The sequence below is a fragment of the Anoxybacillus sp. MB8 genome (genome assembly GCF_011006755.1).
Taxonomy (GTDB): domain Bacteria; phylum Bacillota; class Bacilli; order Bacillales; family Anoxybacillaceae; genus Anoxybacillus; species Anoxybacillus gonensis.
The window spans coordinates 1-16,584 of sequence record NZ_RXXX01000038.1; the positions used below are offsets into that span (position 1 = coordinate 1).

16 protein-coding genes and 1 tRNA gene are annotated in these 16,584 nt (G+C 42.1%); 1 reads left to right on the top strand and 16 read right to left on the bottom strand.

All coding sequences use genetic code 11. The features are described from left to right. Positions 1-463: 463 nt before the first annotated feature. From eno to EKC99_RS12080, 9 genes are all read right to left on the bottom strand, one after another. Positions 464-1,759, bottom strand: a complete 1,296-nt coding sequence (eno, locus tag EKC99_RS12040) for a phosphopyruvate hydratase (protein ID WP_163152047.1) — start codon at positions 1,757-1,759, stop codon at positions 464-466. 19 nt (positions 1,760-1,778) lie between these two features. Then, positions 1,779-3,314 carry a 2,3-bisphosphoglycerate-independent phosphoglycerate mutase gene (gene gpmI, locus EKC99_RS12045; protein WP_163152049.1) on the bottom strand — a complete coding sequence of 512 codons (1,536 nt, stop codon included), beginning with the start codon at positions 3,312-3,314 and terminating at the stop codon, positions 1,779-1,781. After that, entirely contained in the window at positions 3,311-4,066 is a 756-nt protein-coding gene (gene tpiA, locus EKC99_RS12050; RefSeq protein ID WP_163152051.1) for a triose-phosphate isomerase, read from the bottom strand. Before tpiA ends, gpmI begins: the two co-directional genes overlap by 4 nt. Positions 4,067-4,083: 17 nt before the next feature. After that, positions 4,084-5,268: a phosphoglycerate kinase gene (locus tag EKC99_RS12055; protein ID WP_163152053.1), complete on the bottom strand. Its 1,185-nt coding sequence runs from the start codon at positions 5,266-5,268 to the stop codon at positions 4,084-4,086. A gap of 116 nt (positions 5,269-5,384) precedes the next feature. After that, on the bottom strand, positions 5,385-6,392 hold the full coding sequence (gap, locus tag EKC99_RS12060) for a type I glyceraldehyde-3-phosphate dehydrogenase (protein WP_009362289.1): 1,008 nt from the start codon (positions 6,390-6,392) through the stop codon (positions 5,385-5,387). A 38-nt stretch (positions 6,393-6,430) separates the two neighbouring features. Then, positions 6,431-7,462, bottom strand: coding sequence for a sugar-binding transcriptional regulator (locus EKC99_RS12065; RefSeq protein WP_163152055.1), 1,032 nt, complete (start codon positions 7,460-7,462; stop codon positions 6,431-6,433). A 144-nt stretch (positions 7,463-7,606) separates the two neighbouring features. Then, positions 7,607-7,831, bottom strand: coding sequence for a glutaredoxin family protein (locus EKC99_RS12070; protein ID WP_009362291.1), 225 nt, complete (start codon positions 7,829-7,831; stop codon positions 7,607-7,609). Positions 7,832-7,843: 12 nt separating this feature from the next. Next, positions 7,844-9,121 (bottom strand): RNA polymerase factor sigma-54, encoded by a 1,278-nt coding sequence (gene rpoN, locus EKC99_RS12075; protein ID WP_163152057.1) that lies wholly within the window; start codon positions 9,119-9,121, stop codon positions 7,844-7,846. Positions 9,122-9,345: 224 nt separating this feature from the next. Continuing rightward, positions 9,346-9,417: transfer RNA gene (locus EKC99_RS12080), tRNA-Arg, on the bottom strand. Positions 9,418-9,585: 168 nt separating this feature from the next. Here EKC99_RS12080 and clpP point away from each other — a divergent pair. Continuing rightward, on the top strand, positions 9,586-10,224 hold the full coding sequence (gene clpP / locus EKC99_RS12085) for an ATP-dependent Clp endopeptidase proteolytic subunit ClpP (protein ID WP_163152059.1): 639 nt from the start codon (positions 9,586-9,588) through the stop codon (positions 10,222-10,224). A gap of 27 nt (positions 10,225-10,251) precedes the next feature. Here the strand turns inward: clpP and EKC99_RS12090 are convergent, their stop codons facing one another. From EKC99_RS12090 to EKC99_RS12120, 7 genes are all read right to left on the bottom strand, one after another. Beyond that, the gene (locus EKC99_RS12090) at positions 10,252-10,509 is read right to left on the bottom strand and encodes an HPr family phosphocarrier protein (protein ID WP_009362293.1); all 258 of its coding nucleotides are present in this window, start codon (positions 10,507-10,509) and stop codon (positions 10,252-10,254) included. A 19-nt stretch (positions 10,510-10,528) separates the two neighbouring features. Continuing rightward, entirely contained in the window at positions 10,529-11,491 is a 963-nt protein-coding gene (gene whiA, locus EKC99_RS12095; RefSeq protein WP_009362294.1) for a DNA-binding protein WhiA, read from the bottom strand. Positions 11,492-11,503: 12 nt separating this feature from the next. Continuing rightward, complete coding sequence (locus tag EKC99_RS12100; RefSeq protein WP_019417457.1) at positions 11,504-12,469, bottom strand: gluconeogenesis factor YvcK family protein; 966 nt, start codon at positions 12,467-12,469, stop codon at positions 11,504-11,506. After that, positions 12,466-13,356, bottom strand: a complete 891-nt coding sequence (rapZ, locus tag EKC99_RS12105; RefSeq protein ID WP_019417458.1) for an RNase adapter RapZ — start codon at positions 13,354-13,356, stop codon at positions 12,466-12,468. The genes EKC99_RS12100 and rapZ overlap by 4 nt, the downstream gene beginning before the upstream one ends. A gap of 17 nt (positions 13,357-13,373) precedes the next feature. Continuing rightward, positions 13,374-13,832: an NUDIX hydrolase gene (locus EKC99_RS12110; RefSeq protein ID WP_009362297.1), complete on the bottom strand. Its 459-nt coding sequence runs from the start codon at positions 13,830-13,832 to the stop codon at positions 13,374-13,376. A gap of 226 nt (positions 13,833-14,058) precedes the next feature. Continuing rightward, positions 14,059-15,006, bottom strand: a complete 948-nt coding sequence (trxB, locus tag EKC99_RS12115) for a thioredoxin-disulfide reductase (RefSeq protein WP_009362298.1) — start codon at positions 15,004-15,006, stop codon at positions 14,059-14,061. 90 nt (positions 15,007-15,096) lie between these two features. Further along, on the bottom strand, positions 15,097-16,539 hold the full coding sequence (locus EKC99_RS12120) for a tetratricopeptide repeat protein (protein ID WP_163152061.1): 1,443 nt from the start codon (positions 16,537-16,539) through the stop codon (positions 15,097-15,099). Positions 16,540-16,584: the final 45 nt, after the last annotated feature.

Sequence of the window (16,584 nt, forward strand, 5' to 3'; positions counted from 1 at the left end):
CCATCGCTTTTGGTGTTGGTTTAAAAGTTATTCTAAAAAACTGAATAAAAAATCCTTTTGTTCCGCCCTACCAAGGTGCGAAATATGAGTTCTTAACTTGTTGACCATGGGAAACACTCATTTGTCTAGTCTGAACTTTCAACAAACTACAAAAACAAAATTAATCCTGATTCGAAGACATCCTTATTTGATAAAACGATATAAATTCAACAGAGAGATACAAAAATGAGTAAAGCAAAAATTATATTTACTACCATGACAGGCGTTATCATAGGGTTAATCGTTAGTCTTTTATTATTAGTCATAAAAAGTACCGCAAAAGATTTTTTTAAAACATACTCCCTCGATTGGGTTATTGATGCGCTACTCTTTCTTGTATTTATTTTCATTGTAGTGCAATATATCCAAAAGAAAAGAAAAACTTGAAAGAAAGGATGCCCTCATGCGAAGGCATCCTTATTTTTTACTTCTTCAAGTTGTAGAATGTTTTCATTCCATCGTATACTGCTGTTTCACCTAGTTGATCTTCAATACGAAGCAATTGGTTGTATTTTGCGACGCGGTCTGTGCGTGATGGCGCACCTGTTTTAATTTGACCCGCGTTTGTTGCCACCGCGATGTCTGCGATGGTGCTATCTTCTGTTTCACCAGAACGGTGAGAAATAACAGCTGTGTAGCCTGCGCGTTTTGCCATTTCAATCGCTTCAAATGTTTCTGTTAATGTACCGATTTGGTTTACTTTAATTAAGATCGAGTTGCCAACACCTTGCTCAATACCTTGTGCTAATTTTTTCGTATTTGTTACGAATAAGTCGTCACCGACGAGTTGCACTTTTTTGCCAAGGCGTTCTGTTAATAATTTATGACCAGCCCAGTCATTTTCGTCTAAGCCGTCTTCGATCGAAATGATCGGATATTTGTTGACAAGCTCTTCATACCAAGCAACCATTTCTTCCGACGTTTTTACAACGCCCTCGCCTTCTAAATGGTATTTGCCTGTTTCTTTGTTGTAAAGTTCAGAAGAAGCAACGTCCATCGCAAGCATGACTTCTGTGCCTGGTTTGTAGCCTGCTTTTTCGATCGCTTCAATAATTGTTTCAAGCGCTTCTTCGTTTGATTTTAAGTTTGGTGCGAATCCACCTTCATCACCAACCGCTGTATTGTAGCCTTTTGCTTTTAATACTGATTTTAAGCTATGGAAAATTTCTGCACCCATACGAAGCGCTTCACGGAAGTTTGGTGCGCCAACTGGCATAATCATAAATTCTTGAATGTCAACGTTGTTATCTGCATGCGCACCGCCATTTAAAATGTTCATCATTGGCACTGGCAACGTTTTTGCGTTAAATCCGCCTAAATATTGATATAAAGGAATACCTAAGTAATCAGCAGCTGCACGCGCGACAGCCATCGATACGCCAAGGATGGCGTTCGCACCTAATTTTCCTTTGTTTTCTGTACCATCTAAAGCGATTAATGCGCTGTCAATCGCTACTTGCTCTGTTACATCGTAGCTACCGATTAACGCTGGCGCGATCACTTCGTTTACGTTTTTCACCGCTTGTAATACACCTTTACCGAGATAACGACCTTTGTCGCCATCGCGCAATTCAACAGCTTCGTATTCCCCTGTTGATGCCCCGCTTGGAACGAGGGCGCGTCCAAATGCACCAGATTCTGTGTATACTTCTACCTCTACTGTCGGATTGCCGCGAGAGTCTAATACTTCACGAGCATAAATGTCAATAATTGTTGGCATCGTTCATCTCTCCTTTAGTTTATTTTTGAATTAACGTTTTTCCTGTCATTTCTGTTGGTTGTTGTAAACCGAGTAAATCGAGCATCGTTGGCGCTAAGTCGCCTAAAATACCGTCTTGGCGAAGCGTAATGCCTTTTTTCGTGACGATAACCGGCACCGGATTTGTCGTGTGCGCCGTATTCGGACTGCCATCTGGATTTAATACTTCATCTGCATTTCCGTGGTCTGCCGTAATGATCGCAATACCGCCTTTAGCGATGATTGCATCAACAACTTTTCCTAAACATTCGTCGACCGCTTCAACTGCTTTAATTGTCGGTTCTAACATTCCAGAGTGGCCAACCATATCAGGATTTGCGTAGTTTAAAATGATCGCATCGAATTTGTCCGCTTCAATTTCTTTTAATAGCGCTTCTGTCACTTCGTATGCGCTCATTTCTGGTTTTAAGTCGTATGTTGCCACTTTTGGCGAGTCAATTAAAATGCGCTCTTCGCCAGGAAACTTTTCTTCACGACCGCCGCTCATGAAGAAAGTAACATGCGGATATTTTTCCGTTTCTGCAATACGCAATTGCTTTAACCCGTTTTGTGATAACACTTCACCGAGCGTATTATCAAGGTTTGTTGGCTTAAATGCCACGTACCCTTTTACTGTTTCACTAAAGTGTGTTAAGCATACGAAAAACAAGTTTTTCGGATGTTTCGGTCCGCGATCAAATGAACGAAAATCATCGTTCGTAAACGTATTTGAAATTTGAATCGCACGATCAGGACGGAAGTTGTAGAAAATGACCGCATCGTTATCTTGAATCGTCGCGACTGGTGATCCATCTTCACGAACGATAACAGATGGCAAGACGAATTCGTCATAAATGCCATTTGCGTAAGAATCATCGATGCACGCAAGCGGATCACGGTATGATGGACCTTCGCCATACACCATCGCGCGATACGCTTTTTCTACGCGCTCCCAACGTTTGTCGCGGTCCATGGAATAATAACGACCAGATAGCGTAGCGATTTCGCCAACGCCAATTTGTGCAATTTGTTCATTTAACTGTTGAATATACGTTTTCGCTGTTTGTGGACCGACGTCGCGTCCGTCTAAAAAGCCGTGAATATACACATGTTTGACGCCTTCTTTTGCTGCTAGCTTCAAGAGGGCGAACAAATGATTAATATGGCTATGCACGCCGCCGTCTGAAAGAAGTCCGAAAATGTGCAAATTCGTTCCATTCTTTTTCACATGATCCATCGCTGCTAAAAACGTTTCGTTACGCTCAAATTCGCCTTCACGAATGGCGATGTTGACGCGCGTTAAGCTTTGGTACACAATGCGACCGGCCCCGATATTTAAATGGCCAACTTCCGAGTTCCCCATTTGTCCTTCAGGAAGTCCAACCGCTTCACCGCACGCCGTTAATGTCGCATGTGGATATTCATTCCAATATCGATCAAAGTTTGGCTTTTTCGCTTGTGCAACCGCGTTACCAAACGTTTCTTCACGAAGAGCAAATCCGTCTAAAATAATTAATGCTACTGGTTTTTTGCTCATTTTCCTGCCTCCACGAGTTGTAAAAACAATTGTGGTTGTAAGCTTGCACCGCCAACGAGTGCACCGTCAATATGCTCTTCTGCTAAAAATGCACCGATATTTTCCGGTTTCACGCTACCACCGTATTGAATGCGCACCGCATCAGCAGCTTGTTGTGAAAATGCATTGGCAATCACTTGACGAATATAGCCGCATACGTTGTTTGCATCTTCCGCTGTAGACGATTTTCCTGTTCCAATCGCCCAAATTGGTTCATAAGCAATAACGACTTGTTTCACTTGCTCTTCTGTTAAACCAGCAAGCGCTTTTTCAACTTGTGCGCCGACCACTTCGTTTGTACGATTGCTTTCCCGTTCTTCTAACGTCTCACCGCAACAAACGATTGGTACAAGTCCATGTTTAAATGCCGCAAGCACTTTTTTATTTACTGTTTCATCTGTTTCTGCAAACATTTCACGGCGCTCTGAATGACCGATGATGACATACTCTACACCGATATGTTTTAATGCAACAGGGCTAATCTCCCCTGTAAATGCGCCTTGATCTTCAAAATGCATATTTTGCGCACCAATTTTTACATTCGTTCCTTTTGTCGCTTCTACTAAATGCGCTAAAAAGAGCGCTGGAGCACATACAACCGTATCGACTTGTTCGTTTGAAGGAACGGCATGCTTCACTTCTTCAATAAATTGAAGCGCTTCTTGTAGCGTTTTATGCATTTTCCAGTTTCCTGCAATAATCGGCTTTCGCATCGCTTTTAACCCCTTTCTTACTTATCGTTCAACGCGACGACACCAGGAAGTTGTTTTCCTTCCATAAATTCAAGCGACGCACCGCCACCTGTTGAAATGTGATCCATTTTGTCTGCAAGTCCAAATTTCTCAACTGCCGCTGCTGAATCGCCGCCACCGATGACCGTATATGTACCTTCTGCATCAGCAAGCGCTTGAGCAACTGCTTTTGTCCCTTCCGCAAACGCATCCATTTCGAATACGCCCATCGGGCCGTTCCAAATGACAAGTTTTGATTTTAAAATGACGTCGCGGTACAATTCACGTGTTTTCGGACCGATATCAAGTCCTTCCCAGTCGCTTGGAATTTCATCGATGTTCACTACTTTTTTGTTTGCATCGTTTGAGAAATCGTCCGCAACGACTGTATCAACAGGCATATAGAAGTTCACGCCTTTTTCTTTCGCCTTTTCCATAAAAGATTTTGCAAGTTCGATTTTATCTTCCTCTAATAATGATTTTCCGATTTCGTGGCCAAGCGCTTTGACAAACGTGTAAGCTAACCCGCCACCAATAATTAAATTGTCAACTTTGTCTAATAAGTTTTCGATTACGCCGATTTTATCTTTTACTTTCGCACCACCGATAATTGCGGTGAACGGACGATCTGGATTTGACAATGCTTTTCCTAATACTTCGATTTCTTTTTCCATTAAGAAGCCAGCCACAGCAGGTAAGTGATGAGCGATCCCTTCCGTTGATGCATGCGCACGGTGAGCGGCACCAAACGCATCGTTAACATATACGTCAGCGAGTTCTGCAAATGCTTTCGCTAATTCTGGATCGTTTTTCTCTTCACCAGGATAGAAGCGAACGTTTTCAAGCAATAATACATCGCCTTCATTCATTTGTGCAATCGCAGCTTTCACCGCATCGCCATACGCTTCATCCGTTTTTACGACGCGCTTGCCAAGCAGTTCGCTCAAACGTTCTGCCACAGCATTTAAACGCATTTCTTCAACAACTTTCCCTTTCGGACGGCCGAGATGGCTTGCTAAAATGACTTTTGCTCCTTGCTCCATCAAATATTGAATGGTTGGAAGCGCGGCGCGAATACGCGTATCGTCAGTAACGACACCGTTTTGCATTGGCACGTTAAAGTCGACGCGACAAAAGACACGTTTCCCTTTCACATCAATGTCACGAACTGTTTTTTTGTTCATGGAAAGGCCTCCTTATTCGTGTGGTACATAGAAAGGGAGTGGGGATGATCCCCGCTCCCCTTCTCGGTATTTCCAACTATTTATTATAAACCGTTTTGGGCAAACAATCCAAAAAATTATAAGCCTTTTGACGCAATGTATGCAGCAAGGTCAACAACGCGGTGAGAGTATCCTGTTTCGTTATCGTACCAAGAAAGAACTTTCACCATGCGACCTTCCATAACCATTGTTGAAAGTGCATCGATTGTTGAAGAAGCTGTTGAGCCGTTGTAGTCACGAGAAACAAGTGGCTCTTCGCTGTAAGCAAGAATACCTTTTAATTCACCTTCTGCCGCCGCTTTTAATGCTGCATTTACTTCTTCAACTGTTACTTCTTTTTCGAGTTCAGCAACAAGGTCAACAACAGAAACGTTTGGTGTTGGTACGCGCATTGCCATACCGTTTAATTTTCCTTTTAATTCAGGCAATACAAGTGCTACGGCTTTCGCTGCACCTGTTGATGTTGGAATGATTGATTCCGCCGCTGCACGCGCACGACGCAAGTCTTTATGTGGTAAGTCAAGAATTTGTTGGTCGTTTGTATATGCGTGAACAGTTGTCATCATTCCGCGGATAATACCGAATTTTTCATGCAATACTTTTGCAAATGGCGCTAAGCAGTTTGTTGTACAAGATGCGTTTGAAATCACATGATGGTTTGCTGGGTCATATTTGTCTTGGTTTACACCCATTACGATTGTAATGTCTTCGTTTGTTGCTGGTGCAGAAATGATTACTTTTTTCGCACCTGCTTCTAAATGTTTCGCTGCATCTTCGCGTTTTGTGAAGCGTCCTGTTGATTCAACAACGATATCAACACCAAGATCGCCCCATCCTAAGTTTGCTGGGTCGCGTTCTGCTTTTACGATAATTTCTTTTCCGTTTACAACGATGTTATTGCCGTTTACAGACACTTCTGCATCTAATGTGCCGTGAACAGAGTCGTATTTTAAAAGATGTGCTAACGTTTTTGCATCTGTTAAGTCGTTTACTGCTACTACTTCAATTTCAGGATTTTTTAATGCTGCGCGGAATACGTTGCGGCCGATACGACCAAAACCGTTAATACCAATTTTTACTGCCATCGTTTTTGTCCTCCTTTGGAATTGTAAGGATATATATTTTAGAGGGATGAATCATCCCGTACTAACTGTTTTGCTGCACCTTCATCTGTAATTAAGATGCACCGATTCGCCTGTTTTATATACGCTTGAATTGCTTTTGCTTTCGAAGCTCCTCCTGCAACCGCGATCACGCAAGGAACGTGGCGTACATCTTCGAGCTGAATGCCAACTGTATTTACTTTATGCACGACGTCTCCGTGCTGATTAAAGTAATACCCAAACGCTTCCGCCACCGCTTCGTTTTGTTCAATTTTTTTCATTTCTTCTGGCGGCGTTTTTCTTCGTTCCGCCATCGTTTTCGCATCGCCAATTCCGTGAATGACGATCGTTGATGATTTAATTAATTCTAGTACTTCTCGAATCGCAGGTTCTTCAATAATCGATTGATACGTTTCAGCACTTAGCTGGTCAGGAACATGTAACAAACGATAATGCCCCATCGCTTTTTCAGCCATGCGCGCACAAATCGTGTTCGCTTGATTTGTTACATCTTCTCCAAGTCCTCCGCGCGCTGGAACGAATAACACATCGCGGTATTTTAGGTCGGGTGTCATCATTTCGGCAACAGCAGCAAGGGTTGTTCCACCCGTCACCGCAACAATGTCATTCCCTTTTAGCGAATGTTTTATTCGTGAGACACAAGCTCTTCCCATTTCTCTTTTCACCCAAGGAGACTGGTCGCTATCGCCAGCAACGACAATGACGTCTTCGACAGGAAGCTTCTTTTTTATTTTTCTTTCTAATTCTTTCAGCCCTAATACTTCTCGCATCATATCTTCTAGTTGCATGAGCACATCATTTCCTTCAGCTGTAATGCTCATGCCTGCAGCTGTAATATCAAGTAAATGTTGCTCTTTTAAAAACTGCACTTCCGAACGTAAAACGCGCTCGCTAATGCCTAAGTTGAGCGACAACGTTCGTCGTCCGATCGGTTGCATTAACCGAATGTGCTGCAAAATTTCATATCGCTTTTGCATAATCGCGAGAAGATCAGGCAACAATTTTCGTTGAACATCAATCCATTGTCGCATGCTCTTTTCTTCCTTCTTTACTCTCTTTTTCTTTTATAGGACATTTTAAGTCCCACTATGACGTATTGTGTCCCACTTTGTGTAAAAAAATTCACCCCTGCTACAACTTCATTGTAACAGGAAGTGAGATATTGTTCAACTGCTTCATTTTTGTTGTAATCGCTTTCTTATGACATCTTTGTGAATGCGGCCATATGCAATCATCTCTCCATCGACTTCAATGACTGGAATGATAAGATGATACTGTTCAAGCAATTGCTCGTCTTTGTAAATATCGACTTCTTCCCATTCCACTTGTAGCTCACGAAGAATCGCTTTCGCCTCATCACAAAGACAGCAATTTTCTTTCGAATATACGATCACTTTCATGTTTTTCCCCTCTTACGCATATTGCTTTCGTTTCGAAGCTGGCGGAATGTGAAGCTGTTCGCGATATTTTGCAACTGTCCGCCGTGCAACACAAATATTGTAACGTTGTTCAAGTAAATCAGCAATGTTTTGGTCAGAAAGAGGTTTTTGGCTATTTTCTTGTTTAATGAGTTCAGCAATTAAACTTTTTACTTTTTCTTGCGACGCATCATCCACACCACTAGTGAAAAAGCGACGCATTTCAATTAACCCATGAGGTGTTTGCATATATTTATTTTTTACTGCGCGACTAACTGTCGATTCATGCATGTGTAATGAAGCAGCAACATCACGCATCGTGAGCGGTTTCATATGGAGTGAACCTTTTTCAAAATAATCGCGTTGCTTATCGATTAACTCGAGCGTAATTTTCTCCATCGTCGTCGCTCGTTGGGTTAAACACCGCTGAATCCACTGAAACTGCTGCCTTTTTTCTTCGATATATTTTCGAACATACGGATCGTCCGTCTGTACTTTCCGTTCATACGCTTCATTCCATACAACCGTTGGAACAATTTCTTCATTCATCGTCACCGTCCATGTTCCGTTATCGTATGACACGATGACATCCGGTACAATGTACGTCATTTGCTCATCATTATATAAACTTCCCGGACGTGGATGAAGCGTGCGAATGAGTTCCCATACTCGTTGTAAATCGCTTAATTCCACACCTAGTTTCGCTTTTATTTCTTTCCACTTTTTATTGACAAACGGTTCAAAATACTCCGTGACAATGGTCTCCGCTAACTCATCCCTTTCTGGAAGACGAATGAGTTGTAAATATAAACAATGTGACAAATTTTCCGCTCCTACTCCCGCTGGATCAAGTGAACGTAACATATGCAGAGCATTTGACACAACCGCTTCTTCCAATTGAAGATGGCAAGCCGCCTCCGCAATCGTCGTATGCAAATAACCCCATTCATCAAGCGAAGCAATGAAATAATCGAGCGCTTTTTTATGTTCACGAGATAGGCGCATCCCAACGAGTTGGGCATGCAAATGGGAAGAAAGCGAACGATTAAAAGCGCTTACATTCTCAATATAATTCATCCGATCTGTTTGTTCACGCCGCCTATGAGTCGTCCGTTTTCGCTCGCGTAGCTCGATAAATGGATTTTCAAGCGCTTGTTCGTGTAAAAGCGATTGCAATTCTACTGTCGAATATTGCAACAATTCAATCGCTTGGACAAGCTCTTTTGTCAACGCAACTTTTAGCTCTTGCCTTTGCGTTAATTGCATCTCCATTCATGCCATCCCCCTTCATCCTCATTTTATCATCTCGATCAGAAAGAGACGATAAAAACATATTGGATGTTTTTTCTACTATGCATATGCATCGAAGGCATGTTATCATTCTTATAGAACAAGCGAGCAAGCCTCGCAACATTCATCTATTCGTCCGGTGCGGCACACCGGACTTTATTTTTGTAAACAAAAACCCTGCTTGCGACGCAAGCAGGGTTTCGTAACGCCCTCGGCAGGATTCGAACCCACGCTAAGAGAACCGGAATCTCTCGTGCTATCCACTACACTACGAGGGCATAACAATAAATGCACTTACCATTATAGTGAAGAAGAAAAAAAAATGCAATAGCCATGACGTTTAAAATTTCGGAAAGCGGAAACGATGAAAGAAGGGATGATGAACAAAAAACGCGAATACATATAAGCAAAAGGGATTTCATTTGACCTTTATTGACCTTTTTTGTATGATAAAAGTACATAAAAAAAAAACGAATGATCGGAGGAGGAAGAGTATGAACTTAATTCCTACAGTTATTGAACAAACAAGCCGCGGGGAGCGCGCCTATGACATTTACTCCCGTTTATTAAAAGACCGCATTATTATTTTAGGAAGCCCGATTGACGATCATGTCGCCAACTCGATCGTTTCTCAGCTTTTATTTTTAGCAGCTGAAGATCCTGAGAAAGACATTTCTCTTTACATTAACAGCCCTGGTGGGTCGATTACAGCGGGCATGGCGATTTACGATACGATGCAATTTATTAAGCCAGACGTATCGACTATTTGTATCGGTATGGCGGCTTCTATGGGAGCGTTTTTACTTGCGGCAGGTGCCAAAGGAAAACGTTTCGCATTGCCAAATAGTGAAATTATGATTCATCAGCCGCTTGGTGGCGTGCAAGGTCAAGCGACAGAAATCGAAATTGCGGCAAAACGCATTTTATTCTTGCGCGATAAATTAAATCGTATTTTGTCTGAAAATACAGGGCAACCAATTGAAGTCATTGAGCGCGACACAGACCGCGACAACTTTATGACAGCAGAAAAAGCAAAAGAATACGGCTTAATTGACCGTGTATTGACACGCGTCGATGAAAAGTAAAACAAGGCGGCCATCCCGCCTTGTTTTTTATGATTCTTGTTCAACATATTGAACGAGCTTGTTTAACGCCTCTTGTTCATCGGATCCATTCGCATAAATCGTAATGACCGCCCCTGTATGAATCGCTAAACTCATGACACCCATAATGCTTTTCGCATTCACTTTTTTTCCATCTTTTTCGATATATACATCAGCTGAAAAGCGGTTCGCTTCTTGAACAAACAACGCGGCTGGACGCGCTTGCAGTCCTGTTTTTAAGCGTACTTCCACTTGTTTTTCTACCATTATGCATTCCTCCTATAGTTTACAAAGATTTATGAAAATCAATCGGCTGACCGGCGCGAAGCCGTTCCGCAATTTCATCTAATTTGCGCAGACGATGGTTAATGCCAGATTTACTAATTTTCCCTCCAGAAACCATTTCCCCGAGCTCTTTTAACGTTACATCTTGATATTCGATGCGCAATTTTGCAATTTCACGAAGTTTTTCAGGCAGTTGATCAAGGCCAATCGTTTCATCAATATAACGAATGTTTTCGACTTGACGTAACGCTGCGCCAATCGTTTTGTTTAAATTCGCTGTTTCACAATTGACAAGACGATTGACAGAATTACGCATATCGCGCACGATGCGCACATCTTCAAATCGCAATAACGCTTGGTGCGCGCCGATAATGCTCAAAAATTCCCCAATTTTCTCTGCTTCTTTTAAATACGTAATAAAACCTTTTTTTCGCTCGAGCGTGCGCGCATGTAAATGAAAATTCGTGTTCATCAGTTCACAAAGCGATTCGTTATGCTCACGATACAACGAAAAGATTTCTAAATGATAAGACGATGTTTCCGGATTGTTGACAGATCCCCCGGCTAAAAACGCGCCACGCAAATACGAGCGCTTACAACATTTTTTGTGCACAAGCTCTGGTGAAATGGAACGGACGAACGAGAATCCTTCTTCCATAATTTTTAAATCCGACAATAACTCATGCGTTCCTTCGACAACGCGGACAATATATACGTTATTTTTCTTTAGGCGCATCTTTTTACGAACAAGTAGTTCGACAACTACATCGTACCCTTTTTTTAGTAACGTATAAATTCGCCTTGCAATCGCAGCATTTTCTGTTTGAATATTTAATACTAAACGGCGATTGGAAAATGAAATGGAACCGTTCATTCGAATTAAGGCAGATAACTCTGCTTTTAAACAACACGTTTTTACTTCGATATTCGTCAATTCTTTTTTTGTTTCCGATGCAAACGACAACAATCTCACCTCCTATGAATATGTGCCGTGCGAAGGAGGTGCAAGAAGCGAAAGGAGCAACGCCGCTACTTTTTTTGTATCGTGACGCACCGTTCCATCTCGCTCATCAATGATCGCATCACAAATGACTTGTAAACCGAGCGCTTCTAACTTTGCCGTATCACAAACGACAGGCGCAGCCAATTCTTTTGCATATCGCTCCTTTGTTTCTGGCAAAATCGGCGCATCGTTTACAATGATTGCATCTAAAAATGCACACGCCATATGATCATACAGCGCTTTCACATGATCGCTCGCTGTATAGTTTAACGTTTCTCCCGCCTGAGTCATGACGTTGCATATATATACTTTTTTCGCTTTGGATTGACATACCTCTTCGCCAATTTTAGGAACGAGTAAGTTCGGTAAAATGCTTGTGTACAAACTCCCGGGACCGATGACGATTAAATCAGCTGTTCGCAATTCGGCAATCGTTTCATCTAGCGGTTCAATGTTTGCCGGAGTTAAAAATACACGCTTTATTTTCTTTCCGGAATACGGAATTTTCGACTCACCTGATACAATTGTCCCGTCTTCCATTTCCGCATGCAACACAACGCTTTCATTTGCTGCCGGCAACACTTTTCCACGCACATTTAATACTTTTCCCATTTCACGAACCGCGCGCACGAAATCGCCAGTAATTGACGTCATGGCCGCTAAAATTAAGTTGCCGAGCGAATGACCTGATAACCCATTTCCGTTTTCAAAGCGATGTTGAAATAATTCAATAATTAGCGGCTCCACATCTGAAAGAGCAGCAAGCACATTTCGAATATCTCCAGGTGGAGGCATATCGAGTTCATCGCGCAATCTTCCTGAACTGCCACCGTCGTCTGCAACAGTCACGATCGCTGTTAAGTCAACATTATATTGCTTTAACCCGCGAAGCAATACAGGAAGCCCCGTTCCTCCACCAATCACAACGATTTTTTTCATTGGTGCGTATCCTTTCTTTTCGCAATATCTCGATGTGACACGTGCGTTGTATATTCGTCTGCAAAATAACGCCCGATATACTCCGCTAACGTAACAGACCGATGCTGTCCGCCTGTGCATCCGATCGCAATTACCACTTGACTTTTCCCTTCTCGTTTATAGTGAGGGAGCATAAACGCCAGCAAATCTGTTATTTTTTCAATAAATTTTTGCGTTTCCGTCCATTTTAATACGTAAGATGATACTTCTTCATCTAATCCTGTTTTTGGCCGCATATGTTCAATATAATGCGGATTCGGTAAAAAACGAACATCAAAAACGAGATCGGCATCAATCGGTAGACCGTATTTAAACCCGAATGAAACAACATTGACAGAAAAAGTTGTCGTTGCTGGCGTTGCAAATGTTTGAACAATTTTTTCACGCAGCTCCCGCGGTTTTAAGTTAGACGTATCAATAATCATTTGTGCGCGCCCTTTTAATTCTTCAAGCAACTCGCGCTCCAACTTAATTCCTTCAAGCGGCAATCCGCTTGGCGCAAGGGGATGAGAACGGCGCGTTTCTTTATAACGGCTGACGAGCGTCGCATCGCTTGCATCTAAAAATAAAATTTGTGGAGTCACCCATGATGTTTCCGCTAAATCATCTAGCGCGGCAAAGAGACGGTCAAAAAAGTCACGGCTCCGCAAATCCATGACGAGTGCAATTTTATTCATTTTATTTCCTGATTCACGAATTAATTCAAGAAACTTCGGCAATAAGGTCGGCGGTAAATTATCGACACAAAAATAGCCTAAATCTTCAAAACTTTGGATAGCTACCGTTTTTCCTGCCCCTGACATACCGGTAATAATAACCATTTGAATGTGCGCTGAACCTGTGCTCATCTTTCTCTCCCCTTTCTTTAACTCGGATCCAGTCGGTAAGACAACAGCTCAAATTCCTCTGTATACGTAAACGTGCCGTACATAATTCCTGTTCCTTTAATGACATAATCAATAATATGGTAATCGCCCGGCGCCATTGGAAGCGTTGGAATGTGCTCAATTGGATGCCAAGCAAGTTCCCCTTCTTCACATTGTAATACGTTTTCACCATCAAAATGTTCCGCAAAAAATGTGAACATCATCCACTCCGAAACGACTTCTTCTCCTCGTTTCATGACAAATGTAAATACCCCTTTTAATTGCGGGTTTTTAATATAAATGCCTGTTTCCTCGCGATATTCGCGCACACAAGCTTCTCGTACTGATTCTCCTTGCTCCATTTTTCCACCCGGCGCCACCCACCAGCCACGCCGAGGCTTTTTCAACAATAGAACGTGTCCGTCTTTCACTAATACGCAGTTCGTTACTCGTTGCAACGTCCGTTCACCTCAATAATGAATATGTTTTTTTCATTATACTATTTCTTACAAACGGTCACAAAGTATAAATTTTGAAACGTTTTCATCACATAAAAAAGAAAGCACGGGACGAAAGCCCGTGCCAACAAGTGTATATAAAAAGGGGGTCAATTACTTACTTTTATCATACTCTTTTATTGTTTCAAGCGTGTTACAGTTCAATTAAAGCAACATTACGTTTTTATTACTTAATGTTAAGCTTTTCCTTTAGTTCTTCTACGTAATGTTGTGCGCTTTGTGCCGCAATACTTCCGTCTCCTGTTGCCGTAACAATTTGACGAAGCGACTTTTCACGAACATCCCCCGCCGCAAAAATGCCAGGCACTTTTGTTTCCATCAATTCGTTCGTTTCAATATAGCCATTTTCATTCGTAATGCCGAGCGAAGCAAACGGCTTTGTTAATGGCACCATACCGATGTAAATAAACACTCCATCACATGGAAACTCACGCTCTTCCCCTGTTTGCGTATGAACGAGCGTCACGCTGCCGACACGACCATCTTTTTCGTTAATTTGCTTTACTGTATGATTCCAAATGAAATCAATTTTTTCATTTGCAAACGCGCGTTGCTGTAAAATTTTTTGTGCACGCAACTGGTCGCGGCGATGAACGATCGTCACTTTGCTTGCAAAGCGTGTTAAATATACGCCTTCTTCTACTGCCGAGTCTCCACCGCCAACGACGACAAGCTCTTTTCCTTTGAAAAACGCTCCGTCACATACTGCACAATATGAAACGCCGCGTCCCCCTAATTCTTTTTCACCAGGAACGCCAAGCTTTTTATACTCCGCTCCTGTCGCAATAATAATCGCACGCGCTTTATATTGTTGGTTGCTTGTTACAACCGTTTTATATTGTTCGCCATCAATCACTTCTTTCACATCGCCGTATGCATATTCAGCGCCGAATTTTTTCGCATGTTCAAACATTTTTGTCGCCAATTCCGGTCCAAGAATATGGTCATAACCTGGATAGTTTTCTACTTCTTCTGTATTTGCCATTTGACCACCAGGAACTCCGCGCTCAAGCATAAGCGTCGATAAATTCGCCCGCGATGTGTATACCGCTGCCGTCATTCCTGCCGGACCTGCACCGATAATAATGACATCATAAATTTTTTCTTGTGACACGTTTCTTCCACCCTTTCTGCATGCTTCTCCATTTTATCGTTTCCATATTTCTATCGTAATACAACAAAACAAAAGGGTCTATTAACTTGCTCATTCGTGCCACTTCTGTTTAATCACTTTCACATACTTTCCGATCGTTGCGACGGACACCCCATAACGTTCTGCCAGCATTCGCTGCGTCACACGCTCACCACGATGTTTACGAAACATATATTCAAACGCCGCCGCCCACGCTTCGTGATTAGAAAACGAATCAATTTCCTTCATTGTCTCAACGAAGAAAGAAAACCAAGCAATATATAAAGGCTCATATTCAAAACCGTTATGTTGAACAAGTAACGTGACAATGCGGTGCGCATCTACCATAGGCTTTTGGCGGTCATGATCATATACGTAATCGCTCCACTGTTGTAAAAGCGGATGAGACCACGCTTGCTTTGGAAACGGACAATCGTCTGCTATAAACGATTTGCTAATTAAATATAGCGCATAAAATGAAGAAGCCACATCTTGCTTTTCAAATAAAGATTGAATATGTTCAATCGTCTGTTCACGATAGCGCCACGGCTCGCTTCCTTTTTTATCTGGATGAAGCGCAATTAATTTTTGCCACATCGACTCCGCTAACGTGCGATATCCCATATGATATGCAGCATATGCATACCAATAATAAAACGGTGCATCTCCTTCAAAGCCGCGCCGTTGCAATTGACGAAACCATTGAAACGCTAAATCATAGCGTCCGACAATCGCAAACGTCACTCCAAGCTTGTAACGGTGCTCGAGTGAAATCGGATATACCCCTTGCAACGATTGGGTAAGTGAAAACAATCGCTCTTGCTCTTGTAAATAATACGAAAACACCGCATCGTTGCAAAGGGCATGCAAATTGCCTGGATTTTGTTGCAAAATGTATGCGATCGTTTGTCTTGCTTTTTCGACATTCCCTTGATAAAAATAAGCGAGCGCTAAATTGTTATAAGCAGCCCAATTTTCTGGATGTTGTTCAATCATTTCTTCAAACAAAGCAATCGCTTCCTGAAATTCACCTTTTTCAAGCAACGCGCGAGCTCGTTCTTGTTTCATTAACATCTCATCATAATTGAGCCACTCATCGTCATCTTGTTCAATCGTTAAAATATCTAATAAATCGAGCGTATATTCCGCAAACTCCCCATCTGGCTCGCGTTCCATATACTGTTCAGCATACTTCGCCGCCTCGCCAAATAACCCTAAGTGGGCATAGTTATTTGCTAAAAAATAAAAACATTCCGTTAAATGACTATCATGTTCAATAACGCGCAATAACCATTCGTTCGATTGCGCATATTCCCCCAATTCTGACAATACAATCGCCAATTGGCACGCAAATGTGCTTTGTTCTGGTTCAAGTTGCACCGCCCGTTGCAAATATGCTTTCGCTTTATGCAAATCCCGGCGACGATAACATGTTAATCCTTTATTAAAAAAGTACGTACCGTCTTGAATAAACGGAATGACTTTTCCGACACGTTTTTGCAAATGTTTTTCCATCGAACCCTCCATGTTGATTTCTTTCACCGAAAGAAAGTATACCAC

What these genes read in the sequence shown, in the direction of transcription:
- rapZ (WP_019417458.1), bottom strand. Translation starts at nt 13,356, where the DNA reads ATGAGCACAGGTTCAGCGCACATTCAAATGGTTATTATTACCGGTATG.
- tpiA (WP_163152051.1), bottom strand. Translation starts at nt 4,066, where the DNA reads ATGCGAAAGCCGATTATTGCAGGAAACTGGAAAATGCATAAAACGCTA.
- EKC99_RS12090 (WP_009362293.1), bottom strand. Translation starts at nt 10,509, where the DNA reads ATGGTAGAAAAACAAGTGGAAGTACGCTTAAAAACAGGACTGCAAGCG.
- eno (WP_163152047.1), bottom strand. Translation starts at nt 1,759, where the DNA reads ATGCCAACAATTATTGACATTTATGCTCGTGAAGTATTAGACTCTCGC.
- gpmI (WP_163152049.1), bottom strand. Translation starts at nt 3,314, where the DNA reads ATGAGCAAAAAACCAGTAGCATTAATTATTTTAGACGGATTTGCTCTT.
- rpoN (WP_163152057.1), bottom strand. Translation starts at nt 9,121, where the DNA reads ATGGAGATGCAATTAACGCAAAGGCAAGAGCTAAAAGTTGCGTTGACA.
- clpP (WP_163152059.1), top strand. Translation starts at nt 9,586, where the DNA reads ATGATAAAAGTACATAAAAAAAAAACGAATGATCGGAGGAGGAAGAGT.
- EKC99_RS12120 (WP_163152061.1), bottom strand. Translation starts at nt 16,539, where the DNA reads ATGGAAAAACATTTGCAAAAACGTGTCGGAAAAGTCATTCCGTTTATT.
- EKC99_RS12070 (WP_009362291.1), bottom strand. Translation starts at nt 7,831, where the DNA reads ATGAAAGTGATCGTATATTCGAAAGAAAATTGCTGTCTTTGTGATGAG.
- gap (WP_009362289.1), bottom strand. Translation starts at nt 6,392, where the DNA reads ATGGCAGTAAAAATTGGTATTAACGGTTTTGGTCGTATCGGCCGCAAC.
- EKC99_RS12055 (WP_163152053.1), bottom strand. Translation starts at nt 5,268, where the DNA reads ATGAACAAAAAAACAGTTCGTGACATTGATGTGAAAGGGAAACGTGTC.
- EKC99_RS12065 (WP_163152055.1), bottom strand. Translation starts at nt 7,462, where the DNA reads ATGCGACAATGGATTGATGTTCAACGAAAATTGTTGCCTGATCTTCTC.
- EKC99_RS12100 (WP_019417457.1), bottom strand. Translation starts at nt 12,469, where the DNA reads ATGAAAAAAATCGTTGTGATTGGTGGAGGAACGGGGCTTCCTGTATTG.